Source organism: Shewanella psychromarinicola (assembly GCF_003855155.1).
Lineage (GTDB): Bacteria > Pseudomonadota > Gammaproteobacteria > Enterobacterales > Shewanellaceae > Shewanella > Shewanella psychromarinicola.
Genome location: NZ_CP034073.1, coordinates 16237 through 42988 on the forward strand (window position 1 = coordinate 16237; position 26752 = coordinate 42988).

Sequence of the window (26752 nt, forward strand, 5' to 3'; positions counted from 1 at the left end):
GAATAAGTCAACAAGCAGTATCACATCACATTTCGAGATCTGCCCACCGAAATCATCGAAATCACCTTTAAGGCCGGTCTCCGGACTGAGGTTGTGGCGTTATACCTATGGCATAACCCGCGCGAGTCTAGATGATTAACGCAACCCTGTTGCGCACCTGACTCTCACCAATCACCGTTGCGGGGGCAGTACCAGATTTACACTGGTTTCCCGATTATCTTGCTTTGGTCTATCGATCCACTGCAAGCACCGTAAAGATTGACTAACTAATCTCATCCCGGGCTAATAAGCCGAGTTGAGGTTAACGCTTGAAATAACGTGAGTTGAGGTTCAACCCATCATTAAAAATATCTGTTTCGTTATGCCAGCATTAGCATTTAGTACCCTAGTACCGTTTAATTATTGCTGACATCATAAAGTAATAACGCAGAGATTATAACGGATCCAAAGGTGAACTTGATACCAACAAAAGAGTAACCTGCAGATTATTCAGCTTGTAGAACAGTCAATTTGTTGGTTAGTGGCACCTAAGAGGGTTATCAACCATATGACACGGCGCTAGGATTCGACGCTAGGGATACGTCATGAAGTCACGATAATTATCGATAGTGATAGGAGTCGTTTCGGTAGTAAACACGTCTGTTCGAATAGATTTATGGATTAGGTAGACATTTTCGTCATCACTTATTACAGAAAAATAGCCCATTTCGCCTTGTGGACGGCTGATATAAGACACATCTTCCACTGCTGAAGAGTGATGAATATTAGGCATACTGGTGCAGCCTAATAAACCATGTACCGCTTCGAGCCCGTCAACTTCAGAACTGCCAAGCTGTTGATAAACAATTTTCCCTTGGCAATGTTGTTGATAAGTCGCCGCCATTGAATCTAAAAAACGTTCCGGCTCAACATCATTGGCTAACCCTTTAAACCCCTGCATGCAGACTAAACTAGACCAGTCATTTAATGACTCATTGGTTGGAATAAACTCAGCCATCGTCATGTCGCCACGTTTATCACTGAATGCAAGTTTCCAATCTAATGGCGGTAAAAAGCCGAACTTTGCAGACAAGGTTATGAGTTTCTGGACATCATCAGACATCACCATAACACCTGATGACTTATCAACGTCGCCAAATGCCATCTGTGCTGGAGGGGTAGCAGATGCACTACTGGGGAACAGGAACATTATTCCTAAACACCCCGAGCAGCCTATAATTGCAGCAATCTTGTTCATCCAAATGAATCCTTATTTGGTCAAGATAGAGATAAGTTGATCAAAAATCATGCTAATTTAGTACGTCCTATCCTGAACATACAAAAATTGAAACTTATCTATAACCTATACATAGTGGGTAAAATATTAGTTAAGCTCGTCTTCATCTTCATCTTCATCTTCAGCATCGAACAGCTCTTCTTCGTCAATGGCCGATTCAGCAGCAATAGCAGCCGCTAAGCTTTTAGCTTTAAGGTGCTTCTCTGTTTTACGCTGGTTACGATCAGCTTGCTTAGATAAAAAACCTTGCAGTGCTTGCTCGCCCCATGCAATGGCTTCTGCTTCTGATGCAAAACCATCTTGGCTTTTTGATACTATGGTTTTAGTCGATGTCATACGACGAGTGATTTCAGTTTTCCAAGTGTTTTCAATTTGAATAACACGTAAAGCATACTTTTTGCTATCGCTCATAATCTATTCTTTCCTACTTAAGGTATCACAGGCTAAAACCCATGAAATTTCAGCCGCGCAGTGTACTCGAAACACACGAGTTTGGGCAGCTATTTAATGGTTATTTTTGCAGCTTATTTGAAAAACTAACCCAATGGCAAGCTTAATACTGCCAGCGGAAAAGCAATGATGGTTAAAATCATGCTGTGGCGCCATTATTGTTTCACTAATTGGTTGGAGCCAACAATCATCATTTCACATTTATGGCAGTCAAAAATCAATTTCAATTTATCTTTACCTACCTCTAAAAACATAGGATCCGCTTTAATACCTTCAACTTCTTTCGGGCATAAATTAAAACTGTAACGCAGACAATGTTTAGTGACCATTAACGGAGCATCATGCAAAACGTTATTTTTCTCATAGGTGTCTTCAATTTGAATCACCCCATGTTGATGGTAAAAAGATTTCGCTTTTTCATTCGCCACATTAGATAAAAAGCTCAGTGCCTTTTGCGGGAAACGTGCTGTTTTATCATGCACCCAACGCTCTGGTCGTTGGTAACTGGCAACTCTTGCCGTCATTAATGCACTAACGGCATCGCGGCGTAACTCATTAACAACCGAGATGGGTAAAAACCACATCTGCTGCGTGAGTAAATTAACCTTGTTCAATACAAAGTCACTGCTGCCAAGTTTACTGAATTGTTTTTTCAGATTTTCGGCGGTCTTGACTTGGTCATTAGCGGGGGCTTTATCGCACGCTAACATGACTGTCGCACTGATATTATGCCGATCTGTAATCGTTAATCCCACCCCGTCATCGGTATCAAAAAATTGCATATCGACAGTCATTTTACGGCTAGCAGAATCTTTGTTAAGGCTAGCTTCGAACTTATGGTCAAAGTTACGGAACATCATCACCCCAATTTTAAGATCTTTGGGTACCTCGGTTAAATGCAAGACATTCCCCTCAGCACGGTTGATGCGCACGCCAGAGAGTTTATCGTCAGACAAACGCTGTGTTTCGTAGTGTTCAACAAAAAAACAGAGGCCATCACCATTATTAAAGTGAATGTCTTTGCCACTTTCACGGGTATCGATTTTAATAAAGTCTTTACCTACTTCGGTGATACGGCCCACTTTTTCACCAATGAACTTAGGCGAACTAAAATGCTCAATGGCCTCAGTACGTTCATTAACAAAATAATCCGTTTTACCACGGTTAAAACTTTTATCAGGATCGGGGATAAAGTTAAACGTGCAACGACCATGAGAAATTGATTCTACATCATCACGTTTAGCCATAATCGCATCAAGTTGCTGACGATAATGAGCGGTGATATTTTTAAGGTAAGTAATATCTTTTAAGCGGCCTTCAATTTTAAACGAACTAATACCAGCATCAATTAACGCTTCTAAATTATCGGTCTGGTTATTGTCTTTTAATGATAATAAGTGCTGATTTTCAGCTAAGACGTCACCTTCGCGAGTGGTCAAATTGCACGGTAACCGACACATCTGTGAACATTCACCGCGATTAGCACTGCGATTAGAATACGCATGGCTCAAATTACATAAACCGCTATAACTGACACATAATGCGCCGTGAATAAAGAACTCTAACTTCATTTTTGTGCTAGCAGCAATATCGCGAATTTGTGGGATATTGAGCTCACGGGCTAATACGACTTGCGAAAAACCAACTTGCTCTAAAAAGACCGTTTTTTCAGGGCTGCGGTTATCCGTTTGCGTACTGGCATGCAACGCAATAGGCGGCAGATCAAATTGTAAAACACCCATGTCTTGAACAATCAAGGCATCAACCCCCGCTTCATAAAGCCGCCAAATAAGCTTTTGGGCTTTATCAAGTTCGTCATCCATTAAAATGGTATTTAACGCCACAAAAACCTGAGCATGATAACGATGAGCAAATTCTGCCAAACGAGCAATGTCTTCAACACTGTTACCAGCATTATGGCGCGCGCCAAAGGCAGGACCACCAATATAAACCGCATCAGCACCATGGCGAATAGCCTCAATGCCGTAATCAGCATTTTTAGCAGGCGCTAATAGTTCTAATCGACGTTTTACGGGTGCCTCAGGTGTAAACAATTCTACAGTAACCATAATGTTAACTAAATTTCGCATTAATTCGGATAAAAAAAGTGCGCCAGCATACTAATATTGTCGCATTGACATAAGTATGTTGACGCATTCAAATAGCGGTATACTTTAGCAAACTTTACATAAAGTTATACATGAATTCGTTGTTATCAACGCCTAAAATGGCTGCAACGCTAGGCTTATAAAAACAGATCTTGGATATTTTTAAAGTCAGTTTTACCTTCAGCAATTTCTTGTGGGTTTAAACCAGACACTTCATGTGGGAACACTAACCAATCTTCAGATGAATGAATAAAATAATCTGGCTTTAGATCGACTTTAGTGTTTTTGGGTTTGTAGTAAGGACATGCTATACGAATATCGGTTGGCATGTTCAAACGCATAAATTTTCTTAATTTACCAATAAGCGCATCAACACTGCGCCCCGAGTCAAATACGTCATCAACAATCAACAAACCGTCGCTAGCATTGGCATTTTCGATAATGTAATGCAAACCGTGCACTTTAATATTTTTATCTTGTTTGTCAGTGCCAATACCATAATAAGACGAGGTTCTAACTGCAATATGGTCTGTTTCGATTTTCTTAAAATCAAAATACTCTTGAACGGCAATACCGATAGGTGCTCCACCGCGCCAAATACCCACGATAAACTGTGGTCGAAAGCCACTGTCATATACTTGTGCAGCGAGTCTAAATGAATCTTCCAAAAGTTGTTGCGCACTAACAAAGAGTTTATCTGTCATTGGTTAAAGCCCCAGTTATTTTATTGCGGCGAATTTTATATCAAATAAGCTTTTCTTGCCTGCAAGAAAAGGAATTAATTGATCAAAAGCAATAAAAAAATCAAAACGTTCGCCACATCGCCATTATCTCAAGCGCCACTAGTAGCGTCAACCGATCCTAATGTGAACAATAATCCACCTCATTAACAAGTATCCTTTATCAATACAATATAGAGTAGGCGTTAAGTTTGCTATCTCAAGCTTGAAGGCAAAGTTCAAGGTCAATACCTGGGTCGTAATGACAATAAAATCTACTTGTCATTAAAAACGACTATGGCATAGTGGGCTGCCATGAAAAGCAGATTTTATCGCCAATTCAGGACCCATACGCCACTATGCTAGTCAATAAAACCTTACACCATGCCTATGGAACTGAACAGGCAAGCACCACAGACAACAACGAACTCAAGGTGCCTAAAAGTGACAACCCGCTCATATGGCCTGTGCTGAGTTTGTTGCAATCAACCAACCAAAGTTGGAAAGTACATCATTTGGCGAGCGAGTTACAAGCCAAAGGATTAATGTATAATCTTGACCCTTTACCCGAAAAAGACCTCTTTAAACGCAACTTTCTACTGATGAACGCCTTATATGAATTACAAGACATATTAATCCCCAAACAGTGGTTACAAGTAAAGGCAATGGAGATCCAAATATTTAGGATTATTCCGGCCAATGCTGATGTGCAACATATTTGCGATGGTGCATTACGCGATTATTATCTCGATTGGGCCAATTATGATGCCAGCGTTAACGTTATACAAGAAATGCTGGAGTCATTCTGGTCAAGTTATCAGGAGTATATTGGCGTCAACACCCAGTTAATGCACCAAGGTCATGCCTTGACAGTATTTGAACTTGATGACACTGCCACCGATAAAGACATTCGCAAACAATGGCGCAAACTCGCGCTTAAATGGCACCCCGACCGCGAACAAGGTAATGCCGAACGTTTCCGTGAAGTATGCGAAGCATGGCAAACCCTAAGAAATTAAGCGTAGGCTGCCAATAATTTACAGGCTCAATATCTTGGTCGAACACTCATAGACCATGATAGCGATTGTCCACAGAACTCTGCATGACTAACTGTGCTTTAGTTATTTAGCGATGCGCATTAGCCATTTAATCGTTAGCTATTTACAGCCATCAATAAACAGGCTTTGGTTAATTATCCAGATTAACCTTCTATATCGCATCATCTAGATTGAACAACTCAATGCCACTTTATGATGACATTCCTTAATAATCATTAAGTTCACTTCAATATCTTGCCTTAATTCAGAGGTTAACCTCATAAAGCACGCACGGATCACGAAATTAACGCCTTTTTAATTGATGATTTAAGCCATAATTCAGCTTAGAAACTTACCCTAATTAGCTCGAGCAGATTAATCTAATCCTATTGATTACTCGCTAATAACATTGATCTGAGGTTTTACATGATTAAATATTTCGCCGTTGCATTGACGCTCATAGCAGCCTCATTTAGCACATTTGCTGCGCCATTTGTTGCAGGCAAGCATTACACTCAAATTTCCAATAATATGGTTACTAGTACGCCAAAAATCACTGAGTTTTTTTCATTTTACTGCCATAACTGCTTCAATATGGAAACTCAGTATCTTGCTGAGATTAAAGCAGGATTAGATGAAGAGGTCACCTTCGATACTAAGCATGTTGACTTTATGAACAGCGATTTAGGCACTGAAGTGATGCGATCACTGGCTGTTATTCATGAGGTTGGTCAAGCAGAAAAGCTCAACCACGCAATGTTTACGGCTATCCAAGGTGATAAAGGCGCCAATGGGCATGATCACAATGCTCAAGGCCACCAGCATGAATCACAAATAAACAGCCGTGAAGACATTAAAAAAATCTTCAGCCAATTTGGTGTCGATGCCGCAACCTATGACACATTGGCCGACAGCAGTACTACCGATAAAGCATTGGCTTTATGGCGTCAGCAACAAACGTTATATAACGTCAGTAGCGTACCCGCATTTATCGTTAATGATAAATACGCTATCAATATGAATGAAATTAGCACTTTAGATGAACTAATTGAGTTGATGAACTATTTAGCCACCTCAAAATAACGGCCGCATCTTGATGAGTAATCAACACTAATGAAAAAAATGGCTATCAATTGATAGCCATTTTTTTCGATTTATCCCATCTGTAATTCAGAGATAAGAACCTATACTCAAACGACCTCGAAATGCAGGATTACGCATGTGCAGACTGCTAAGTTCTAGGGCGGACTCCGTCCTGCTAGGGTCGCTACGCTTCTAGATCCTAGGACCTAAGACCTAGCACCTAGAAGGAGCGAAGCACCGCCCTCTGGCGAGCTTGCGAGTTCCTAGCAGCGCAGCGCTCTAGGCTCTTCCTACGGGAGCGCTGAAACGAGCATGATGAAGTGGCTTGGGAGGATATAACCAGATCATCAGAACCAGACCACGCTCTCTAATCAAAAAAATCACGTAAATGCAGTAGTCCAAGTAACGCATGTACGAGTAATAAGCCAGCAAAACAGTTTGCAAATAAACTATGGTAATAGCGTAAACTCAGTGCATATTCACCACCTTGAGCCAACCACCACCCCACACCTGTGACAGATACCATCAGCAATAACAATAAACATATCCCGGCAATCACACTCAATAAGCCTTTACCGCCAGATAGCGGTAATTGTCCTTTAGACAAGCCCTGTAGGTCTTGCTGACATTGACGCCATTCGCCTACTATCCAAGGGTAAAACTGACGCCATTGACCTTGCCTACAGACATCAAAAGCAAAAGCTACGGCTAACAAAGCACAACACAAACCGCCATAGACATGCCAGCTATTCCAGCCACTGCTATTAGGCGGCAAACGCCGCCCCATTAATATCCACGGGCTAGTGGCAATAAGCAAAACGCTCAACACCCCTGTTACGGCGTGCAATTTAGTGGCTATCGCATCGTACCACTGCGATGCTGTCATCGCTGGCTTCATCAATTATGCCTCAATGATCTGCTGAGCAAATTCATCAACTTTATGCCAGTCGGTAAACTCTACCTTGGTATTAGGATCGGTAGGGCCTTTGGTTATCCACATAATAAACCGAATAATATTTCGGTCCATCACACCGTAGCCTTGGTAGTCTAAATTACCACCAAACACTTGTAATAATGTTGGTTGCCAAACACTTTGCTGTAAAAATTGCTGCATATAGCTATTAGTTTGCGGGGTGTTTTTTTGCGGTTTACGCGCCACTAAGCTAACCGAAAAAAAACCACTGGGTTTGTTTTCTAATTCCGTACGATGAGCTTCAATAAATTGATACAACGCTGGACGATGTTTGCCATGACGAATACTGGCACCGATGTACACTTTATCAAATAGGGCTAAATCGGGAGCTTCCGCTAAGGATGCGACCGTGACCAGCTGATCTTGCCCAACCAGTTGACGCTGTAAATATTCACATATTTTTTGAGTGTAACCATGGACACTTGAATGGATCAGTAAAATTTGGCTCATGCTGACCTCGAATGAAATCATTTAAAAGTAATACAGTATCTTAGACCACTGGCGTGAAAATTTACATGAAACAGATCACGTCATCATGATCCACAATAGCGGCAATGTGAACTACCGCGCAAAAAAATACCCTAGCCATAAATGCCTAAGGTATTTGAGCTTTACAGCAAATTTACAACGACTGTAAAAAGGCGATAACCTGATCACGCTCTGCTTGCGTTAAGGCCATAAAGTCTTGTTTAGACGTTTTAGATTCTCCGTCATGCCACAAAATGGCTTCTTCCAAGGTTGCTGCGCGGCCGTCATGTAAAAATCCGGCTTGTGGATTAACCGTTTGGGTTAAGCCTATGCCCCACAATGGTCGAGTACGCCATTCATTACCGTCGGCTAAAAAGTCTGGACGACCATCTGCCAATCCCTCACCCATATCGTGCAACAACAGGTCACTAAAGGGATAAATAGTTTGGCCTTTTAAGCTGTCGCTCATCGGTAATCCGCCGATATCACCTGAGGTTTTGGTCACAAACGACGGCGTATGACAACTGCTGCAATTGAGTTGCTCAAATAACCTCGCGCCTTCGCGCACTGCAGTTTTATCAACGTTACGTCTGGCTGGCACCGCTAATGTTTCGGCATAAAACACCACTGAATCACTGAACTCTGCACTGGCCTCTGGCGCACCGTTAACATCTTCACCAGTATCAACAAACCCAGTACGGGTTAAATATGAATCATGTAAACTGGTGCCAACAATGCTTTCATCAGGAAATAACGGGTTAGTAATACCAATATCACCACGTAATGCGCCTAACGATTGTACTCGGACACTTGGCGTGTTGGCTTTCCAACCAAAGCGACCTAAAGACACGGGTGTACTGTCACCATTTTGTGCTTTTATGGCATCAAATACCCAATTAGCCCGTCCAGAAATATCATCTTTATTGCTGTCATCAGCATCAACATTGGCGAGAATGCTTGCCTCAGGTATTGCTTCTAGCAACCCTAAACCAAACACAGGCATGCCGTTACGCCAACCCATTAACACATCATCTTGTAATAGATTTGAGGTTACATTGGCACTTTGTTTGGTTTCACCTGGTGCATCATATGGATTTTCGACCGCGAAAATAGGCTTCTTCAAACTAATAGTGCGTCCATCGGCATACACTTCATCATGCCGTTCATAAGACAAATACACATCTGCTTGACCAACAAATGCATTGTCTTGCCAATCTGGGCGCGCTTTTAATACTCCGCGATGGAATAGCTGGTCACCAAAATCTGGCACTTTAATCGGCGCACAGTAATTATTATCTGCAGTTCCTACACTACAAGGCTCAGCAGGAGCTTTACTGATACGTAAGAAAATACCCGCTGCCGAACCCAGTTTTACCCGAGTTTCATCTGCGGCCAAAAAGGGAGTGGAATTTCGACCATCGCGTTGATGGCAAGAATTACAGTCAGCATTATTAAATACAGGGCCTAAACCATCAAGCTCAGGATGTTGTTCATTCGGTGCGGTAGTAAATGACACTTCAAAATTGGCATCACCTTCTAGATGTAACTCGAGTTCATCGTCAGTTAAATTAACTGATGGTGTCGAAAAACCATGGCCAGAACTATTGGCATCAAACGTAGTGGTGTCACCGCCTAAAGCAACAATTGAGGTATAGCTAGGATAAGTCACTACCGGATCAATGGGGTCTGGCGAGATTTCATCATCGCCGCTGCCACCACAAGCACTTAGGCTAAGCCCCAGTAATGCTACAAACCAATATGGTTGTCTTAATAATTTGTTCATCTTTGTCTCACACATTCACACTAAAATTGAGTTTATTTGGCAGTAATGCGACCTTGTTATTAGTTGAGTCTCTATTTTTTTGGTCACACTTACCCTCCCAATAAGGTCGTTCCATGGCCTTATTGAGACGGTAACAGCTAAATTATGAGTTCCAATCAGATAATAAAGGCAGCACATCTGACTGCAGCGTCGCTTGTAACTTTGTTAATGCATCCACAGCAACCTGGGTTCTAGCACGGCCGTCATCATCTAGAATCGCTTGGCGGAAAGGCATGCTAGTGCTACCCGAAATGGCTTGAATTTTTAAAATGGCATCATCAATTTCGCTGGCGACACGCGTAGCTAAAGTCGTATCAGCTGCTGTCACAAAATCAATTAAACCTTGCTTATCGGCACCACCCGTAAACTCACCTTGATAAACGTTACGTACACCAATGATGTTATTTGAAAAGTCGGTTAGTGAGTTCCACGAATACTGCGACTCCACCTTAGAAGTGTCTGCCGTGGTTAATGACTCTCCGAATGGATCGGCAATTTTACCGTTACCCACTTCATCGACAATACCAATCATGCCGTTGATCAATTCTTCAATAACGGCCAACTGCGATGAGTAAATAGTGTTAGTGGCATCGCCAGGAGTTTTAAGCAACTCGGCATAAGGTTTGGCATTTTTATCTTGTGGGTTATGGCTCACTTGCCAAGCATCGTCTAATTGCGCGGTGTAATCGCGGAACACTTCCGCTAAGGCGATTAAATACTCACGCTCTTTGGTGCTAAGATCTGCAATCAACTTTGTGTTGCTGTTAACACCATCGCCAAACAACAGATATTCCATGGTATGAAAACCTTGAACGTCATCATTCCAAGCTTTAATAGTTTCGGCATCAAAACCACTGTTACTATCTAACTGAGTCTGTAAATCGGTGGTGTTTAATGGCCAGCTGTCTAAATGCGGGTCGATACTCAATGAGTCGACTGGGCCAAAGATATGCGACTCACCTTGTTCCCAAGGTTGGCGAGCCGACTTCCACGCATTTTGAGCGGCCACTAAATCGGCTTGTGAAGTTGAGGTTAACAAGGTTTGTGTTGCCAGTAACAAAGTATCGCCTTGTGCAGCTAAGTCTGCATAACCCGCCACAATGACATCATCGGTTAAGTTGATGATCATTTCAGTAGCGACAAAGCTAAACCCCGTTGTTGGTACCACTGGGGTTTCGGTGCTTGTATCATCAGAACCTGAACCGCCACATGCTGAAAGCGTAGTGATTAAAGCCAGTGTAATTGCAGTGTGTTTAACGCGCATAATAAAACTCCGTATAAAAAATTGACTCAAAATAAATAAACTTATAGCGAGAATTGATATCCCACACCCAAAGCAAAAAAGTTAGTGTCAGGAATGCTGGCAACTGCCACTTGATGCAGACCTCCTTCGGCTTTAATCACAACCTCAGGTATAGGAGAATAGTTAATACCTACGCTGCTCCAAGTGTTTTCATAACGCTGGGTTGCTGTGCCCGTTTCAACGGCCATAAGTGGATTGGAATAATCGATATTGGCAAACACTGTCATCGGAATATCAAACCATTCGTCGAGCTTTACACCTGCCTCAACAAAGAACGATTGTGACTCTGAACCCAATTGGGCAAAGTTACCTGGACGTAAACCTGGGGTGGTTTTGTTGGCTAGGGTGATCGCATCAGCATTGTCTAACGTGCCATATAAATATTGACCACGAAGTATCCAAGGTCCTTCAACAAACGCACCTGCGACAGACATAATCCTTAATGCACCATCAACGTCTAACTTGTTACTTTTATGGCGATTACCACTGGTATTGCCATAGTAATAAGCAACGCCGATAGCACTGCCGGTTTTAAAGTTGCCGTAATCAAGACGTCCTGCAAACGCTAGGTCATCTGTATTGACTTCTTCAAAGCGTTTTTGATGGCCAGATGCCACCCAATCATAGGTGCGAAAATACTCAGAATTTAAGCCACTAATGACTTGTGCTTGATAATGAAAGTCTGACATTTCGCCGTAAACACCAATACCGTTTTCGTTCCAAACGGTCGGCATCATTGCAGCCTCACTTTTATGGCGCTGCACGGTCAAATATTGGCTAGGCTTATGCAGAATGCTTGATAAGCCAATGGGCAAATGAATGTTACCGAACTTCACCCCAAACGCTTTGCTAGGGCGGTAGCGAATTTCCGCTTTTTCAACGACCACTTCACCACCCGCTTCAACTTCAGATTCAAACTCACCAAATTCATCAAAGCCGTCATATTCTAATGCGGAGCCAGTGCCACCATGTTCATATTCAATTTCAACCTCCATGCTCCAATCATCAGTAAACTGATAACCAAACTCAGTCACTATCCGCTCTAAATCCGTACGATTACGTCGCTCTGCAGAGGTATCTTGGACGTTATCGAAATATTCATCACTGGTGTAAACCGCGCTGCCATATGAGTTAACACTAAAACGGCTAAAACGATCATGTGCTTCAGCAGTTTTCTGTACCACGGTGTCAACTTGAGTCGCCACCAGTTTGTTTTGTTGCTGCTGTTGCTTTTGCTCAGAAGCTAAAGTAGTAAGCTGTTGTTTTAATAGTGCAATTTCAGCTTCCTGTTTAGCAATTGCTTTAGCAAATATTTCGGTATTCGTTGCGGCGTGTGCATTCGACATAACACTTAAGCCCAATACACTTGCGACAGATACTGCCAACAAGGTTAACGTGTTATTCATCAATTTCTCCAACCTAGTGAGTTAATGCTTTACTCAGATACTAAAACAACCATACAGCAAATGATAATCATTCGCAATATTATTTGCATTAGTGTTAGCTTTGGTTTTAATTACTTTTCACTTAACAAACCGTTTTATGTCACTATGGATTAATAAGCTTAGAGATAAGAGTTTCAACCATGTCAGACACGTCAATGACAAGTACTGCCCCCCTCACGATCCAATGGACAAACCCACAACACTTACTGCTGTGGATGACCTTTGTTATGTCAATGGTGTTTGCTGTTTGGCAGGCACTATTAAATAACTGCGTTCACCGGGGCTGAGATAGACTTATTGCAAAGCCTAAGAGAAGTGCCGGGATTTTTAGCCTTTACCGCAGTGTTTGTGTTGTTAATGATCAAAGAGCAGACCTTTGCCTTATCATCATTGGCGCTATTGTGTATTGGTGTGGGCATTACCGGCTGGTTTCCCGATGTCATCGGGCTGTATTTAACGACGGTACTGATGTCGATTGGCTTTCATTACTTTGAAACCATAAATCAATCGCTTACATTGCAATGGGTTGAAAAGGCCGATGCACCTGAGTTTATGGGTAAAGCATTAGCTTGGCGTTCGGCGTCGGCGCTACTCGGCTACGGATCAATTTGGTTGATAATGAGTTGGCTTAGCCTCGATTACATTTGGATGTACAGCATCATTGGCGGATGTGGATTATTGATGGTGTTTGTGATGACGGTATATTGCCCTCGTTTTACCATTGGTTCCATTCAACACAAGCATTTAATAATGAGAAAACGCTACTGGCTGTATTATTTACTGACCTTTTTCTCTGGTGCGCGCCGGCAAATATTTATGGTCTTGCAGGCTTTATGATGGTTGAAAAGTTCGGTTATTCGGTATCCGAAATTACTGGGTTATTTCTAATTAATTATGTGGTTAACTTAATCTTTGCGCCTAAAATAGGCCGCTTTATTGGTCGAATAGGTGAACGCAATGCCTTGATTATTGAATACATTGGCTTAGTCATTATTTTCAGTTGTTACGCCTATGTCAACGACGCCAATATTGCTGCAGGATTGTATGTCATTGATCATCTTCTTTTTGCAATGGCGATAGCGACAAAGACTTATTTTCAAAAAATTGCAGATAAACACGATATTGCTTCAACCATGTCGGTCAGCTTTACTATAAATCATATAGCAGCGGTTATTATTCCGGCGTTATTAGGTATTTTGTGGTTAAGCTCGCCTAAGTCGGTTTTCTTTATCGGTACTGGATTTGCCGTATGCTCACTCGCGCTAGCATTCAATGTGCCGCGCCATCCACGACCAGATAATGAAACCTTATGGTCACCATCAAGAACAAAGCACTAAACGATTCAGCGCAGATGTCATACCATACAGGCATGACGCAAGCGCAATGCATAAAGAGGTTTAATGATGGTTGATGTTGATGTTACGCAAATCCAAGATGGCAACACTCAAGTGTCCGCTCGCAAAAAAACCTTATTGCTCGGGCGCATTATCGGTTTAGCAAGCGAAGAAGATTATCGGCCTTCAACTGCATCCGTTGCAGAGCGTGCAGAACACCGTCAACGCAAACAACTCAGCCAACATCAGGCCAACCTTGAAAGCATTTTTGCCTTAGCGCTCACTTACACCCCATCGGATGTTACTGGTGTGGAGTTAGATCCTGATTGGCGCTATCAATTCTTTCAAATGGCAGAACAAATTCATAATCGTAAGATGCAAGATTTATGGGCCAAAATTTTGGCCAGCGAAGTCGTCAACCCTGGTAATTTCAGCCTTCGCACCTTGGCGCTGCTCACACAATTGACGCTTCGAGAAGCACAGATCTTTGAAAAAGCGTTAGGTATGTCAGTCAAAATTAATACTGAACCCAGATTTAAATTACTCAGCAGTTATCGTATTAATGGCGGGATAAAGCAATATTTTCGTAAGCATACTCAAACCAACTTCGGCCTGTCACAGTTCGGGTTACCTTATTCGAGTATTTTAACGTTAGTCGATGCGGGGTTGTTACATAAAAGCGAATTTGAAACTGGACTATTAAGCAGTAATGAAAATATTCAGTTAACGATGTGTAATGCCACTTTGACCCTAAAACCCAAAGATCAACACTTGCTATTTACCTATTATCGATTTACCACTGTAGGTGATGAGTTATGCCAATTAATTCAGCCAAAAAGTGATAATGAATTTATCAATACGCTTCAAACCATCTTAGCTAAAGACTTTATCGTTAGCGGTTAATATTTTTATAAAGGTGCGAATACTTGGCTTTATGTTCGCTAAATAAAAATTGGCGCAACATTTCACGCGACTCACCCTCGGCACTAATTTTTGCCGCCATGATCCCGTTCTCAGTCCTTACAGGTTCAAAAACCATATCAAGGTGCACACCATTAGGTAAAATAAGCTGGGTTAAATGGGGCATTTTGGCATTAAGTTCTTGCGGCACTTTAATCGTCATCCCCGAGCTAGACAAAGATAATACCTCAACATATTTCGCGGAGTCATTATCCATCACCTTGATGTTTTTGACATGTTCAAGCCGCCAGCTGCGTTCTCCACCGCGCATATCAATCACTTCAGGGACGCCCAACTGTGGCGAAAATTGTCCTAGGTCATCTTGTTTTAAGGTTAACGGAAACCACAACTGATAAAAGCTTATCTCAGCGAGCAAGGTTAGTTTGGCATTCCCCAGAATATGAGCAAGTACTTGAGGTATTTCAGTCGCGACACTTAATGAATGTTTCGCTAATGAATTATCGGTACTGTCATCTTCCGGTGCAAAAACATCGCTAAAGTAAGCGAGTTCTTCATCAGATAAAGTAGACATAAAGTAACCTTATTTCAAACAAGAACACTTTTATTATACTAACACCTTAGTATGATAACAAACAAATTTTCAACAAAAATGTAACCTTTAACATGTAGTAAGCTAATTAATACCCAGCATAAACATTATAAATGATGTATTTCTAGCTTATTACTAATATCAACACCAACAAAAAAGACGAACTGAGTTCGTCTTTCAAAATACCACAAGATAATGATTAACGATCGTGTTCAGCTTCTATTTGCAGCGCTTTTTTAAATGACGTATGGCTCATTAATTGCTGATAATAGTTTGCAATATTTGGATATTTTTCAAACTCGCCATTTTGACCGACAATCTCTGCAATAAACGACATCATAATATCAGCACCACTGAGACTGTTGCCGACTAAATATGACTTACCATCTAGACGGTCATTAACATAACCGATAACTTTGGCGGTTTCAGCATCGGCATATCCACTAATAAACTGGGTTTCAGCCCCCTCCATTTTGACAAACATTTTCAACAATAATGGCAGTGCGGCTGAGCTTTCAGCAAAATGCATCCATTGTTGATAATCAATATAATCAGCCGTGCCTGGTGCTGGCATTAATCGATCCGCGGCATACGTTTGGATCAAGTAATCGGTTATCGCACCAGATTCGGCAATAGTATATCCGCTGGCTTCTAATACCGGAGACTTGCCTAACGGATGCACTTTTTTAAGCGATTCTGGTCCTAAAAATGTGCTTGCATCACGTTGGTAGGCGACTAAGTTATAGTCAACACCCAATTCTTCAAGTAACCAAATAATGCGTTTTGAACGTGATTTATTTAAGTGATGTAAGGTAATCATTTAGATATTCTCTCTAGAGTAAAGGCGTTCGCAAAAGAAGTCATTACAGTCCACTTCAATGCCAATCCAGTGATAAAAAAGAGACGCTAGATTGCTCTAGCGTCTCTTAACTATGAACAATATTACGATAATAACGCTAACATTTTTTCTGCCACTAACTCTGACGACGCTGGGTTTTGACCCGTAATTAATTTACCGTCAACCACAGCATATGGATGCCAATCATCAGCCTTAGAATAGGTAGCACCGTTTTGCTGCAGCATATCTTCAACTAAAAATGGCACAATATCGGTGAGTTGTACGGCTGCTTCTTCGCCATTGGTAAACCCAGTCACATTCTTACCTGCAACTAATGGGGTGCCGTCTGGCTTTTTAGGGTACTTAAGCGCAGCAGGTGCATGACATACCAAGCCTAAAAGCTTGTCGGTTTTGTAGCACTGCTCAATTAACGCAATCGAGTCTTTGTCATTGGTTAAATCCCATAACGGACCATGACCACCAGGATAAAACACCGCGTCATACTCAACTACGTCAATTGATGCCAATGTGTGCGTATTGGCTAATAACGCCTGTGCTGGAGCATCGGCAGTGAAACGACGGGTAGAATCAGTTTGAAAATCTTCTTTATCACTTGTCGGGTCTAATGGCGGTAAGCCACCTTTAGGTGACGTCAGCACAACCTCAACACCTTTGTCTGTAAATGCGTAGTATGGTGCCGCTAGCTCTTCTAACCAAAAACCGGTTTTCTCGCCTGTGTCGCCTAATTTGTCGTGCGATGTTAATACCATTAATACTTTCATTGTTATTCCTTAAATAGAGTTTGTTTATCCGTAATCGGTTAGATTACAGAGGATTATTTACTTTAATGACAACCTTGCCGAAGTTTTCGCCCTTTAGCAGCCCGATAAAGGCTGAGGTCATGTTTTCAAGACCATCGACAATTTGTTCACGATATTGAATTTTGCCTTGTGCCAACCATTGCCCCATATCATTGGCAAATTCTGGATAGCGGTCGCCGTAATCGTCAAAAATAATAAAACCTTGCATCTTAATACGCTTAACCAGCAAAGTGCCCATCAGTAATGACAAACGATCAGGGCCATCGGGTAACGAGGTCACATTGTACTGAGAAATTAATCCACACAATGGCACTCGAGCACCGGTATTTAATAACGGTAAAACAGCATCAAACACTTTACCGCCAACGTTTTCAAAATACACATCAATGCCGTTACCACAATGTTTTGCCAGTTGCTGTGCAAAATCAGCCGCTTTGTGATTAATACATTCGTCAAAACCTAGCACTTCTTTGGCGTAACGACATTTTTCTGCGCCGCCGGCAATACCCACCACTCGACAACCTTTTAATTTACCAATTTGGCCAACCGTTGCACCAACAGGGCCAGTAGCGGCTGCCACTACAATGGTTTCACCCGCTTTAGGTGCACCAATGTCCAATAAGCCCATATAAGCGGTAAAGCCTGGCATGCCCATAATACCCAAGGCATAAGAAGGATTGCTTGGATTATCGCCCAACTTCATTAAGCCTTCGCCATTTGATACCAAGTAATCTTGCCAACCACCAAACGATAATATCCACTCACCCACTTTGTAATCTGGATGATTAGACACTTCAACTTGTGATACCGCCGCGCCCACCATAACATCGTCAATGGCGACGGGCTCTGCATATGATTTGCTATCATTCATGCGGCCACGCATATAGGGATCAAGTGATAAATACACCGCGCGCAATAACACCTCACCTTCTGCCGGTACAGGTTTGTTGACGGTTTCTAAGCGGAAGTTGTTGGCAACAGGTTCCCCTTGAGGACGGCTGGCGAGTACGATGCGACGATTTTGAGTGTTCATTTTGTGTCCTTTAAATAACATAAGCACCATAAAATGGTACTGAGAAGACAATATGACCTCGGTTGTTAAAAGCTATTTACAGCAGTAATACTGATATCTTGCAAACACTGCTACCATGAACAACCAAGGCCAAATAATACGTTTCTTTTACTTAAGTTGATCAGTCCAAATCTGATCAGTGACTTTGAGATCTAAATAACTGATATGAATAAAAATAAATCCCTATTACTCGAAAACCAGTTGTGTTTTGCTGTTTATTCAACGTCACTGGCCATCACGCAGCTGTATAAACCGTTACTTGACTCTATTGGGCTAACCTACACCCAATATTTGGTGATGTTAGTCCTCTGGGAGCAAGATGGCTTAAGCTTAAAAACCTTAGCCGGTAAACTCGGTCAACAATCAGGTGCATTAACACCTGTGATCAAACGTCTCGAAACCGATGGGCTACTGACACGCATTCGCGATAGTCAAGACGAACGGATGTTATCCATGCAATTAACCGAAAAAGGTCACCAACTTCAACCCCGAGCTGAGCAGATCCACAAATGTGTTATTGAACAATGCGGTATCGATACATCTGAACTCACCGAACTTAAACAACAATTGGACCAATTTAGAGCAAAACTCCCATCACATATTGAGCTCTAACGCACAAAATGACCAAAAACTTGCACTAAGTTTGCTTTGCACTTGCTATATGATAATCACGATAACAAATTGTGTGCAACTTAAATTAACAATTTTTAAGATCAATGAGCTATTTAATATGATTATTACATCGGATTGTCACATTAACTGATGGCCATGATACTCAATGTGATCCGCTGCGACGCACAACACATCAGTTATTAAGTACATATTATTACGCTATATTGACACTATTACGTCCGCTATTTTTTGACGAATATAACGCCTTATCTGCCCGCTTAAAAAGCTCTAAAAATGTCTTATCTTGAGGATGTATTGTTGCTACACCAATGCTAATGGTTATTGGCGGTGCCAGCGGTTCATCATATTGTTGTTGAGCTTCCCTTAAGCGTTCTGCCAGTATATAAGCAGAATCAATATCAGTATCGGGTAATAAAATGGCAAATTCTTCGCCGCCAATTCGAGCCAATACATCGGCCTCGCGGATCTGGTCATGACATATATTGGCAACGCGCTTAATCACCTCATCACCCACTAAATGGCCATAAGTATCGTTGACCGCTTTAAACAAATCAATATCAATAATCATTAACGAAAAAGGTTGGAAATAGCGGCTAGCACGCAAAAACTCGTGTTCACAAAATGAGGTAAATGAGCGCCGATTGAATAAGCCGGTTAACGGATCAGTATTCGCCTGCAGCTCTAATTTTGAACGTAAATGATACTCAGCGGTGACATCGGTAGAAATACCAATGAGACCAATTAATATGCCTTTTTGATTATATAAGGGTTGCTTAACCTCGTGGTACACAATCAAAGAATCTTCGGTATCAACAATAATATCATCAGCTATTTTACTTTGTGAATTAAGCACTTTATTGTCATTGTGATGTAAAATATCAGCGATATTGGCAGGGAAATAATCTCGTTCTGAAGTGCCTTTTAGTTTCTCAAGCGTGACGCCAAAATAATCGAGGGTGAGTTGATTGGCAAAAATATACTTATACTGGGTATCTTTGACATAAATATAGACATCGACTTGGTCTAAAATAAGTTCATAGGTATCTGACATCATCTTGCTAGCTTGATGCTGACGATATTGATTAAGATTCAAAAACAGCAACAAGGCAATCAAAGATAATAAGATGAAAATCAATAATCCGATGGTTTCAATCGACACGAGCATTCCTTAGCTACTATCCACATCCATGTATGTCATTAATAGTGTTAACCACAAAAAGTAAATAACATCTATTAATAACGATATAGTCAATCATACTGTTTAAATAAGTATGAGAGCATCTGCAGTAAAAATCAAACCATTAAAGCCTTTTCATCAAGTTATTGAAAATAAACTAAAATATATTAATTCCATTGTGCTGTGATCGACAATATCGATAATCTCGCGACAACATATATTATCGATATCACTGATCGACTATGATTAATAACATAACTGCTTATAAATAACGCTGGCTTTCATCACAAAAGGCACCTCTAACAACGCCTCTATTTGCTCAACAGGGCTCACTGGCATCGCTATAGTATCGCTATAGTATCGCCATAGTTGCCCACTTCAAGCGTAACAAGCTATCGTCTACCCCATCGTTAATCCAAGCACCGCCAAGGCAATGGTGCTAATAGTCTTTTTATCCATGGATATTCCCTTTTATATTTTAATGGGCTAAATTTTTACACTGGCAAAAAATCTGTTATGTTACAAGCAAGTAAAAGGTCATTTTACTTTATAGCGATTTAAAAAATCGTCTAGCCATGAATAAGCGATTAAATAATAAGCCGCTAACTAACCAACAGTGAATTAACTCACAATGGAAATTGCAATTTTTGGCGCAGGTTCAACAGGATGTTATTTAGCAGGACAATTGTGCCTATCGGGTTTAAAAGTGACGTTAATTTGTCGCCCAGCAATTAAGCAAAAAATCATCGCCAATAACGGCATTACCTTGAGTGATTATCAAGGGTTTAATCAGACCGTGATGCCGCAAGCGTTAATCACTGACATTACTCAACAATCATCAATTAATGGCAAATTTGATGTGGTATTTGTTACCTTAAAATGCCATCAAGTCAGCACTATTGCCAATCAGTTAATGGCCATTACCCATGACCATAGCAGCATTATATTTATGCAAAATGGCTTCGGCAGTTTTGACAGCATTAAAGACTCGCTCGATCATTACGCCTTACTCCAAGGGATCACGCCGTTTAATGTACTGCAACTGCCTAATGGCGTGTTTCACAAAGGCACTGAAGGCGTATTTACCTTGCAAAAAAATCCTCATACTGTCGCGATTCAGTCGGCATTAATTTGCCAAGGATTTGGTTGCGACATAGCAGCAGACTTCACTCCGATGATTTACGGTAAATTATTATTAAATCTCAATAATGCCCTTAATGCTGTCACCAATTTGCCGATTAAACAGCAGTTAAGCCATTATAAAAATCGCCGCGTACTGGCTAAGGCAATGAAGGAGTGGCTAGCAGTATGCGAGGCAGCAGATATCCAATTACATCAATACACTAAGGTCAAGCCCACTTGGTTACCCACCATTTTATCACTGCCAAATTGGTTATTTAAGCTAGTTGCTAAACAGATGCTCGACATCGATCCCAAAGCGCGTTCCTCAATGTGGCAAGACATCCAAGCTAAACGTAAAACTGAAGTCGATTTCATCAATGGTGCAGTCGTCAGTATTGGGGAAATATATGGCGTAAAAACGCCAGTTAATCGGGCAATAGTAGAACACATTAAACAACTAGAACAACGACATTGACCAGAAGTTATATGCGATATCGTTGTCGAGGCAAATGTAATTCACTGTTATTTTTGCACCAAAAATACAACTGACGTAATCGCACCCTACAATCAAACGCGCACAAATAGTATGACCCAGGCTATCTCTGGATGAGTGTGATCATGGTGTAACTTAAATTGGCCTAAAACTTAACCCGATTAACGTATTGGAAAACAATCAAACATGAGCAACAGCAGTTTCTTTTTTGGCGAATGGCAAATTAATCCGCAAAGTAACAGTGTTCAGTCGGGTGATATCATTCGCAGTCTTGAACCCAAAGCCATGGATGTATTGCGTTTACTGTGCCAACACCAAGGGGAAGTGCTCACCGCTGATGATATTATTCACCACTGCTGGAACAGCATCGCCATTGGCGATAACCCGCTACACAAAGTCATTACCCAACTGCGCAAAGCATTAGGCGATCAAGCATCAAACCCCAGTTACATTGAAACCATCCGCAAACGCGGTTACCGCACCCTTGCCAAGGTTGAGTTTCCCATTGGTCACCAAACAAGAATTACGACTGAGCCATGGCAAGGCCAATCACCCTTTCCCGGCTTACGCGCATTTGAACCGAACGATGCCGAGGTGTTTTTTGGTCGGGGTGAACAAGTCGATACCTTACTCAATCGTATTACAGCACAAATCAAATTCGGCCGCGCATTTTGCTTAGTACTTGGCCCAAGCGGCACAGGTAAATCGTCGTTAATTAATGCCGGTGTTATTCCTAACCTAAAAAGCGCCAGCGGCTTTAATGGTGTCGGCGTGCTCGATTATGCCAGCATAGATTTAGCCGATGTCACCCAAGATAGGCTGCTTATTGATATTGCCTGCGCCATGCTCGACTGGGAAGTTAACCACATTGCCGTTTTCAGCGAGTTAAGTGCACAAGATCTTGCCCGGCAGCTTGAACAAGATATGCCTAGCGTCATCGCCCAATGCCAACAGGCAATAACCGCGGCTAAACCAAGTTATCAATACAGCCAAGCGCAGTTTTGCTTGTTCGTTGACCGTTTAGAAGTGTTGTTATCATCGCCTATTTATAGCGAACAACAGCGCACAGATGCCTTAGATATTCTCGAGCGTTTAGCCACCTCAGGGGTTGTACTGGTGCTCAGTGCTTGCCGCAACGACTTTTACCCCCAAGTGGTCAGTCATCCAAGCTTAATGGCAGGCAAAGCCAATGGCTCACATTTCGATTTATCTGCGCCAACCCGAACCGAATTGATGCAAATGATCCGCTTGCCGGCCAATGCCGCTAACCTCACCTGGTCAGTAGACCCTAATACCGCCATGCCATTGGACGAAATGCTCTGCAGCGACGCCGCCTCAAACCCCGATGCCCTGCCCATGTTGCAATACACTTTAGAAGCCCTGTACCTCAAGCGCGATGAAAATGACCAGCTATTAGTCTCGGTTTATCACTCACTAGGCGGTTTAGAAGGCGCTATCGGTAAAAATGCTGAACAAGTGCTCGCCAATCTTAGCGACGCTGAACGCGGCGCATTACCTAAAGTGTTATCCATGTTAGTGACCTTATCCGAAGATGAAAAATCGGTCACCAGCCGCGCGGCAAGTTTGGAAAGGCTCAATAGCGAAGCGGAACGAAATCTGGTTAACGCCATGGTCAACAAGCGCTTATTTGTGTCACATCTGCAATACGACCAAGCCTGTTTTAGTATTGCCCATGAAGCATTGCTAAGACGTTGGCCCCGTGCGACTCAGTGGATAACCCAGCACAGCGACAGCTTAGCCATTAAAAGCCGCTTACAGCATCAGTCACAGCGCTGGCTAAATGAGTCAAAAAGCACCGCCTATTTACTCACCGAAGGTAAGCCCTTAATAGAGGCACAAAGCTTAGTCGCCAATCCGTTATTTACCTTAGAGCCACACGAAGCCGCCCTGATCCAAGCGTCAACCAAACAGGCCAATGCTGGCCGGTGGCGTCGCCGCGTTACCATGCTGACCCTGGTTACCTTAACGATTATTGCTATCGCCATGAGCGCACGCAGTATTAAAGCCGAAAACCAAGCCCAGCAAAAACGCCTTGCGGCAGAAAACTTACTTGGTTTTATGGTGGGCGAATTCGCCGATAAAATGCGCGGCATTGGCCGCATGGACTTGCTCGATGGGATCAGTAGCAAGGCGCTGGAATATTTCAGCGACTTTTCTGCCGACGATGTCAGCACGTTAAGCTTTGAAGCCCAGTTTCAACACAGCCAAACCTTAGAGGCCATGGGCGAAGTGGCCTATTCGCGCGGCAATACCGACGAAGCCCACAGCGCATTAATCGCCGCCCGTGAACGCATGCTGCCGTTACTTGAAATACAACCCAAAAACCTCAGTTTACTTAAAACCTTAGGCGCCAATGCCTTTTGGCTCGGCCAGCTTGAGTACGATCAAAGTGATTGGGCTGCGACGCAGCCTTGGTTCGAGCAGTATTTAACCTACAGCCAAGCCATGTATCAATACGCGCCAGAGGACAACGATGCGGTCATGGAATTGTCTTATGCCCACAACTCCTTAGGCTCGATTTACATGAAGCAGCAACACTTTGCTGCCGCCCGAGAGGCATTTGAGCAATCATTGCTGTTAAAACTAAACATATGGTTTAAAGATCAAACCAATAGCCAGTTAATCGCCGATATTGCTAATGCACGCTCGTGGCTTGCCAGCGCCGCCACCGCCCAAGGTGACATTACCGCGGCAATACAAATACATCAACAAATTCAACAACAGTTGGCCAATCAAGCATTAGTAAAACAGCCCTATTTACTTGAACGGCTATCCAGTAGCTACCAACAACTGGCGATTTTGTTAAGTTATCAAGGCCAGCGCCAACAAGCCTTTATCAAAGCACAACTTAGTTTAGTAGCGATGACTAGCGCCCTTAAACAAGACCCGAAAAATGATATTTGGAAGACCCAACAATATTACGCTTACCTTGATATGTTGACATTTAGCCCTGACCCAATTGAACAGGGCACTGAATATAGTATTGAATCTTTAGCAATTATACTTGCTACAGATATGACCTTAGTAACATCAACTAAGAAAAATGACCTATGGGCTAAATATCAGCTGGCTGCGGCAAATTATTTAGCGTCACAAGGACTGCTTTCAGAAAGCCTTGTTTATGCGCGCCAAGCTATTGTGTCTTTTAGCCAATTAACCACGGAATTTAACCAAAACACTTCCTATTCAGCAGGTTTAGCTCAAAGCAACATGCTTGCGGCAACATTGCTGACATCCTTAGGTCAGGCCAAAGAGGTAGACATACTGTGTGAACAAGCTAAAAATCAATTGGCACCTATTATCGATCACAATAACGATCCACAATTTACCATTCCTTATGCTAAAGCCCTCGACTGCCTCAAAGAGCTTAAGCAACACCCAGATATAGTTCAACTGCTAGAGAATTCGGCCATAACCGATTTTAGGTTTAGCCCAAAAGCTAAAACCCTAAACCCTAAACCCTAAACAAAAAGTATGGAGAATATAATGTCAAATACTCAAGGCCAAGCAACGTTTTTTAACCTCACCGTCACCCTCGACAATGATGTGCCAATATTTACTTACACCAACCTAGATGGCACCGCAGTATGTGGCAATGTGGTCATTAACCAATACAGCACCATCTCTTACCGGCTAATTGACAAAACAGGTAAGGGGCTTAAATTTGTTAGCGCGGCCTTTACCACCCCGTTTGATAAAATTATCGATGCCATCACCATCAGCAGCGATGGCAGCTTAATTCAATTAACTGATTTAGATGAAACACCAGGCAATACCGGCTTTCAATTTGTGCTATCAAACAGCAGCAATACCTTACTGGTACTCAGTCCAGATCCTGAAATTATCAATCACCCAAACTAGATATTAAATACATTAAACATTAAAGCTCAGGCTTGCCCTGAGCTTTTTATCTTGTTCAACCTAGCTAAACCAGCAATAGCTAAACCAGCAATAGCTAAACCAATCCATAGCCTAACCATGGCTAAAACGGCGTGTGTTATTCATTAACACACTGTGTTTTTTAAAAGTTAACTTATTATATTTAAAAGGAATTAGTATGAAATGTTCTATCTCTTTGGTGTTTGCCGCCATATTGTGTGCCGCTCCGATTATCAGCCAAGCGGCAACCCAACAAGAGATTGATTTAGCACTGGCACCGATCAAAAATAGTGCAGAACGGCAAGTGCTATTAAGCGATATGTCAGCGTTAGATGCCCTCGAAGATACCTTGCTCAACTAAACTAAACTAACTAACTAAACTAACTACACTAACTACACTAACTACACTAACTACACTAACTACACTAACTACACTAACTACACTAACTACACTAACTACACTAACTACACTACAGTTCAGTTCAGTTCAGTACAGTACAGTACTGTCTATGTTGTTCAACAAAACGCCCCCCATAGAATGCTTATCCTGATATAAAATATATCGCCGCTCGACAATCTTTAGCCTTATAAAAACCAATCACCTCTCACTATCAAGCCGCTAGTATCAAGCAACTAATATCAAGCCATTAGTATCAAGCCGCTAGCATCAAGCAACTAATATCAAGCCATTAGTATCAAGCCATTAGTATCAAGCCGCTAGTATCAAGCCGCTAGTATCAAGCCATTAGTATCAAGCCATTAGTATCAAGCCATTAGTATCAAGCCATTAGTATCAAGCCGCTAGTATCAAGCCGCTAATATCAAGCAACTAATATCAAGCAACTAATATCAAGCAACTAATATCAAGCCATTAGTATCAAGCCGCTAGTATCAAGCCATTAGTATCAAGCCGCTAGTGTGCCCCTATACAAGGTTTTTTTACTCAGTCATGTCTCTATTTTGGATCAACTCACACCTGCAGATCGCTGTAACACTCAAGCGCTAACCAATAACATTTAGCCAATAGCAATACTTTTACTCAATAAACATCAATTTGCAATCCATTTAAATATATTCAAATCAACAAGTTAAAATCAGAAGGTTACCGAAAGGTAAAAAGGCATTATTCCTAATAGAGTATTTGACATCAGCACCGAGTCGACAGTCG

Annotated in this window: 22 protein-coding genes, 1 pseudogene and 1 riboswitch; of the genes and pseudogenes, 9 read left to right on the forward strand and 14 right to left on the reverse strand. The window is 42.0% G+C overall.

All coding sequences use genetic code 11. From position 1 onward, the window contains the following. Positions 1-54: 54 nt before the first annotated feature. Positions 55-269, reverse strand: a riboswitch (cobalamin riboswitch). Between the two features lie 302 nt (positions 270-571). The 4 genes from EGC80_RS00060 to EGC80_RS00075 form a co-directional block, all read right to left on the reverse strand. After that, positions 572-1237: a hypothetical protein gene (locus EGC80_RS00060; protein WP_124013591.1), complete on the reverse strand. Its 666-nt coding sequence runs from the start codon at positions 1235-1237 to the stop codon at positions 572-574. Positions 1238-1363: 126 nt separating this feature from the next. Then, the gene (locus EGC80_RS00065; RefSeq protein WP_101032664.1) at positions 1364-1687 is read right to left on the reverse strand and encodes a DUF3622 domain-containing protein; all 324 of its coding nucleotides are present in this window, start codon (positions 1685-1687) and stop codon (positions 1364-1366) included. A 194-nt stretch (positions 1688-1881) separates the two neighbouring features. After that, the gene (locus EGC80_RS00070) at positions 1882-3795 is read right to left on the reverse strand and encodes a peptidase U32 family protein (RefSeq protein ID WP_124013590.1); all 1914 of its coding nucleotides are present in this window, start codon (positions 3793-3795) and stop codon (positions 1882-1884) included. A gap of 176 nt (positions 3796-3971) precedes the next feature. Continuing rightward, positions 3972-4538: a phosphoribosyltransferase gene (locus EGC80_RS00075; RefSeq protein ID WP_101032665.1), complete on the reverse strand. Its 567-nt coding sequence runs from the start codon at positions 4536-4538 to the stop codon at positions 3972-3974. 374 nt (positions 4539-4912) lie between these two features. On the opposite strand from EGC80_RS00075, the gene EGC80_RS00080 reads away from it, so the two are divergent. After that, entirely contained in the window at positions 4913-5572 is a 660-nt protein-coding gene (locus EGC80_RS00080) for a DNA-J related domain-containing protein (protein ID WP_124013589.1), read from the forward strand. A 444-nt stretch (positions 5573-6016) separates the two neighbouring features. Then, positions 6017-6673: a thiol:disulfide interchange protein DsbA/DsbL gene (locus tag EGC80_RS00085; protein WP_124013588.1), complete on the forward strand. Its 657-nt coding sequence runs from the start codon at positions 6017-6019 to the stop codon at positions 6671-6673. Between the two features lie 367 nt (positions 6674-7040). On the opposite strand, the gene EGC80_RS00090 is transcribed toward EGC80_RS00085, so the two are convergent. From EGC80_RS00090 to EGC80_RS00110, 5 genes are all read right to left on the reverse strand, one after another. After that, positions 7041-7571, reverse strand: coding sequence for a cytochrome b/b6 domain-containing protein (locus EGC80_RS00090; protein WP_233768567.1), 531 nt, complete (start codon positions 7569-7571; stop codon positions 7041-7043). 3 nt (positions 7572-7574) lie between these two features. After that, the gene (gene hemG / locus EGC80_RS00095; protein WP_124013587.1) at positions 7575-8096 is read right to left on the reverse strand and encodes a menaquinone-dependent protoporphyrinogen IX dehydrogenase; all 522 of its coding nucleotides are present in this window, start codon (positions 8094-8096) and stop codon (positions 7575-7577) included. Between the two features lie 172 nt (positions 8097-8268). Then, complete coding sequence (locus EGC80_RS00100) at positions 8269-9897, reverse strand: di-heme oxidoredictase family protein (RefSeq protein ID WP_124013586.1); 1629 nt, start codon at positions 9895-9897, stop codon at positions 8269-8271. A gap of 142 nt (positions 9898-10039) precedes the next feature. After that, positions 10040-11200 carry an imelysin family protein gene (locus EGC80_RS00105; protein ID WP_124013585.1) on the reverse strand — a complete coding sequence of 387 codons (1161 nt, stop codon included), beginning with the start codon at positions 11198-11200 and terminating at the stop codon, positions 10040-10042. Positions 11201-11241: 41 nt separating this feature from the next. Next, on the reverse strand, positions 11242-12645 hold the full coding sequence (locus EGC80_RS00110; RefSeq protein ID WP_124013584.1) for a hypothetical protein: 1404 nt from the start codon (positions 12643-12645) through the stop codon (positions 11242-11244). A 194-nt stretch (positions 12646-12839) separates the two neighbouring features. On the opposite strand from EGC80_RS00110, the pseudogene EGC80_RS00115 reads away from it, so the two are divergent. Both EGC80_RS00115 and EGC80_RS00120 read left to right on the forward strand, forming a co-directional pair. Further along, a pseudogene (locus tag EGC80_RS00115) lies at positions 12840-14021 on the forward strand (MFS transporter). 66 nt (positions 14022-14087) lie between these two features. Then, complete coding sequence (locus tag EGC80_RS00120) at positions 14088-14921, forward strand: TIGR03899 family protein (protein ID WP_124013603.1); 834 nt, start codon at positions 14088-14090, stop codon at positions 14919-14921. Here the strand turns inward: EGC80_RS00120 and EGC80_RS00125 are convergent. The 4 genes from EGC80_RS00125 to EGC80_RS00140 all read right to left on the reverse strand — a co-directional run bounded on the left by EGC80_RS00125 (position 14911) and on the right by EGC80_RS00140 (position 18220). Beyond that, positions 14911-15510 carry a hypothetical protein gene (locus EGC80_RS00125; protein WP_124013583.1) on the reverse strand — a complete coding sequence of 200 codons (600 nt, stop codon included), beginning with the start codon at positions 15508-15510 and terminating at the stop codon, positions 14911-14913. The genes EGC80_RS00120 and EGC80_RS00125 overlap by 11 nt on opposite strands. A gap of 217 nt (positions 15511-15727) precedes the next feature. Continuing rightward, positions 15728-16348, reverse strand: a complete 621-nt coding sequence (locus EGC80_RS00130; protein WP_124013582.1) for a glutathione S-transferase family protein — start codon at positions 16346-16348, stop codon at positions 15728-15730. A gap of 122 nt (positions 16349-16470) precedes the next feature. Continuing rightward, complete coding sequence (locus EGC80_RS00135; RefSeq protein WP_206191870.1) at positions 16471-17148, reverse strand: type 1 glutamine amidotransferase domain-containing protein; 678 nt, start codon at positions 17146-17148, stop codon at positions 16471-16473. Between the two features lie 43 nt (positions 17149-17191). Beyond that, positions 17192-18220 (reverse strand): NADP-dependent oxidoreductase, encoded by a 1029-nt coding sequence (locus EGC80_RS00140; protein WP_124013580.1) that lies wholly within the window; start codon positions 18218-18220, stop codon positions 17192-17194. A 204-nt stretch (positions 18221-18424) separates the two neighbouring features. Between EGC80_RS00140 and EGC80_RS00145 the strand changes: the two genes are divergently transcribed. Continuing rightward, positions 18425-18871, forward strand: a complete 447-nt coding sequence (locus EGC80_RS00145) for a MarR family winged helix-turn-helix transcriptional regulator (RefSeq protein WP_124013579.1) — start codon at positions 18425-18427, stop codon at positions 18869-18871. Positions 18872-19085: 214 nt separating this feature from the next. Here the strand turns inward: EGC80_RS00145 and EGC80_RS00150 are convergent, their stop codons facing one another. Then, the gene (locus EGC80_RS00150; RefSeq protein ID WP_164839397.1) at positions 19086-20051 is read right to left on the reverse strand and encodes a sensor domain-containing diguanylate cyclase; all 966 of its coding nucleotides are present in this window, start codon (positions 20049-20051) and stop codon (positions 19086-19088) included. 649 nt (positions 20052-20700) lie between these two features. On the opposite strand from EGC80_RS00150, the gene EGC80_RS00155 reads away from it, so the two are divergent. The 4 genes from EGC80_RS00155 (at position 20701) to EGC80_RS00170 (ending at position 25945) form a co-directional block, all read left to right on the forward strand. Beyond that, positions 20701-21666 (forward strand): 2-dehydropantoate 2-reductase, encoded by a 966-nt coding sequence (locus EGC80_RS00155; RefSeq protein WP_124013577.1) that lies wholly within the window; start codon positions 20701-20703, stop codon positions 21664-21666. A gap of 204 nt (positions 21667-21870) precedes the next feature. Beyond that, positions 21871-25170, forward strand: coding sequence for an nSTAND1 domain-containing NTPase (locus EGC80_RS00160; RefSeq protein ID WP_124013576.1), 3300 nt, complete (start codon positions 21871-21873; stop codon positions 25168-25170). A gap of 21 nt (positions 25171-25191) precedes the next feature. Further along, positions 25192-25566 carry a DP-EP family protein gene (locus EGC80_RS00165; protein WP_124013575.1) on the forward strand — a complete coding sequence of 125 codons (375 nt, stop codon included), beginning with the start codon at positions 25192-25194 and terminating at the stop codon, positions 25564-25566. A gap of 196 nt (positions 25567-25762) precedes the next feature. Continuing rightward, complete coding sequence (locus tag EGC80_RS00170) at positions 25763-25945, forward strand: hypothetical protein (protein WP_124013574.1); 183 nt, start codon at positions 25763-25765, stop codon at positions 25943-25945. The last annotated feature ends 807 nt before the right edge of the window (positions 25946-26752 follow it).

Coding starts and splice junctions, on each gene's coding strand:
- EGC80_RS00060 (WP_124013591.1), bottom strand. CDS start 1,237: ATGAACAAGATTGCTGCAATTATAGGCTGCTCGGGGTGTTTAGGAATA.
- EGC80_RS00065 (WP_101032664.1), bottom strand. CDS start 1,687: ATGAGCGATAGCAAAAAGTATGCTTTACGTGTTATTCAAATTGAAAAC.
- EGC80_RS00070 (WP_124013590.1), bottom strand. CDS start 3,795: ATGGTTACTGTAGAATTGTTTACACCTGAGGCACCCGTAAAACGTCGA.
- EGC80_RS00075 (WP_101032665.1), bottom strand. CDS start 4,538: ATGACAGATAAACTCTTTGTTAGTGCGCAACAACTTTTGGAAGATTCA.
- EGC80_RS00080 (WP_124013589.1), top strand. CDS start 4,913: ATGCTAGTCAATAAAACCTTACACCATGCCTATGGAACTGAACAGGCA.
- EGC80_RS00085 (WP_124013588.1), top strand. CDS start 6,017: ATGATTAAATATTTCGCCGTTGCATTGACGCTCATAGCAGCCTCATTT.
- EGC80_RS00090 (WP_233768567.1), bottom strand. CDS start 7,571: ATGAAGCCAGCGATGACAGCATCGCAGTGGTACGATGCGATAGCCACT.
- hemG (WP_124013587.1), bottom strand. CDS start 8,096: ATGAGCCAAATTTTACTGATCCATTCAAGTGTCCATGGTTACACTCAA.
- EGC80_RS00100 (WP_124013586.1), bottom strand. CDS start 9,897: ATGAACAAATTATTAAGACAACCATATTGGTTTGTAGCATTACTGGGG.
- EGC80_RS00105 (WP_124013585.1), bottom strand. CDS start 11,200: ATGCGCGTTAAACACACTGCAATTACACTGGCTTTAATCACTACGCTT.
- EGC80_RS00110 (WP_124013584.1), bottom strand. CDS start 12,645: ATGAATAACACGTTAACCTTGTTGGCAGTATCTGTCGCAAGTGTATTG.
- EGC80_RS00120 (WP_124013603.1), top strand. CDS start 14,088: ATGGTTGATGTTGATGTTACGCAAATCCAAGATGGCAACACTCAAGTG.
- EGC80_RS00125 (WP_124013583.1), bottom strand. CDS start 15,510: ATGTCTACTTTATCTGATGAAGAACTCGCTTACTTTAGCGATGTTTTT.
- EGC80_RS00130 (WP_124013582.1), bottom strand. CDS start 16,348: ATGATTACCTTACATCACTTAAATAAATCACGTTCAAAACGCATTATT.
- EGC80_RS00135 (WP_206191870.1), bottom strand. CDS start 17,148: ATGAAAGTATTAATGGTATTAACATCGCACGACAAATTAGGCGACACA.
- EGC80_RS00140 (WP_124013580.1), bottom strand. CDS start 18,220: ATGAACACTCAAAATCGTCGCATCGTACTCGCCAGCCGTCCTCAAGGG.
- EGC80_RS00145 (WP_124013579.1), top strand. CDS start 18,425: ATGAATAAAAATAAATCCCTATTACTCGAAAACCAGTTGTGTTTTGCT.
- EGC80_RS00155 (WP_124013577.1), top strand. CDS start 20,701: ATGGAAATTGCAATTTTTGGCGCAGGTTCAACAGGATGTTATTTAGCA.
- EGC80_RS00160 (WP_124013576.1), top strand. CDS start 21,871: ATGAGCAACAGCAGTTTCTTTTTTGGCGAATGGCAAATTAATCCGCAA.
- EGC80_RS00165 (WP_124013575.1), top strand. CDS start 25,192: ATGTCAAATACTCAAGGCCAAGCAACGTTTTTTAACCTCACCGTCACC.
- EGC80_RS00170 (WP_124013574.1), top strand. CDS start 25,763: ATGAAATGTTCTATCTCTTTGGTGTTTGCCGCCATATTGTGTGCCGCT.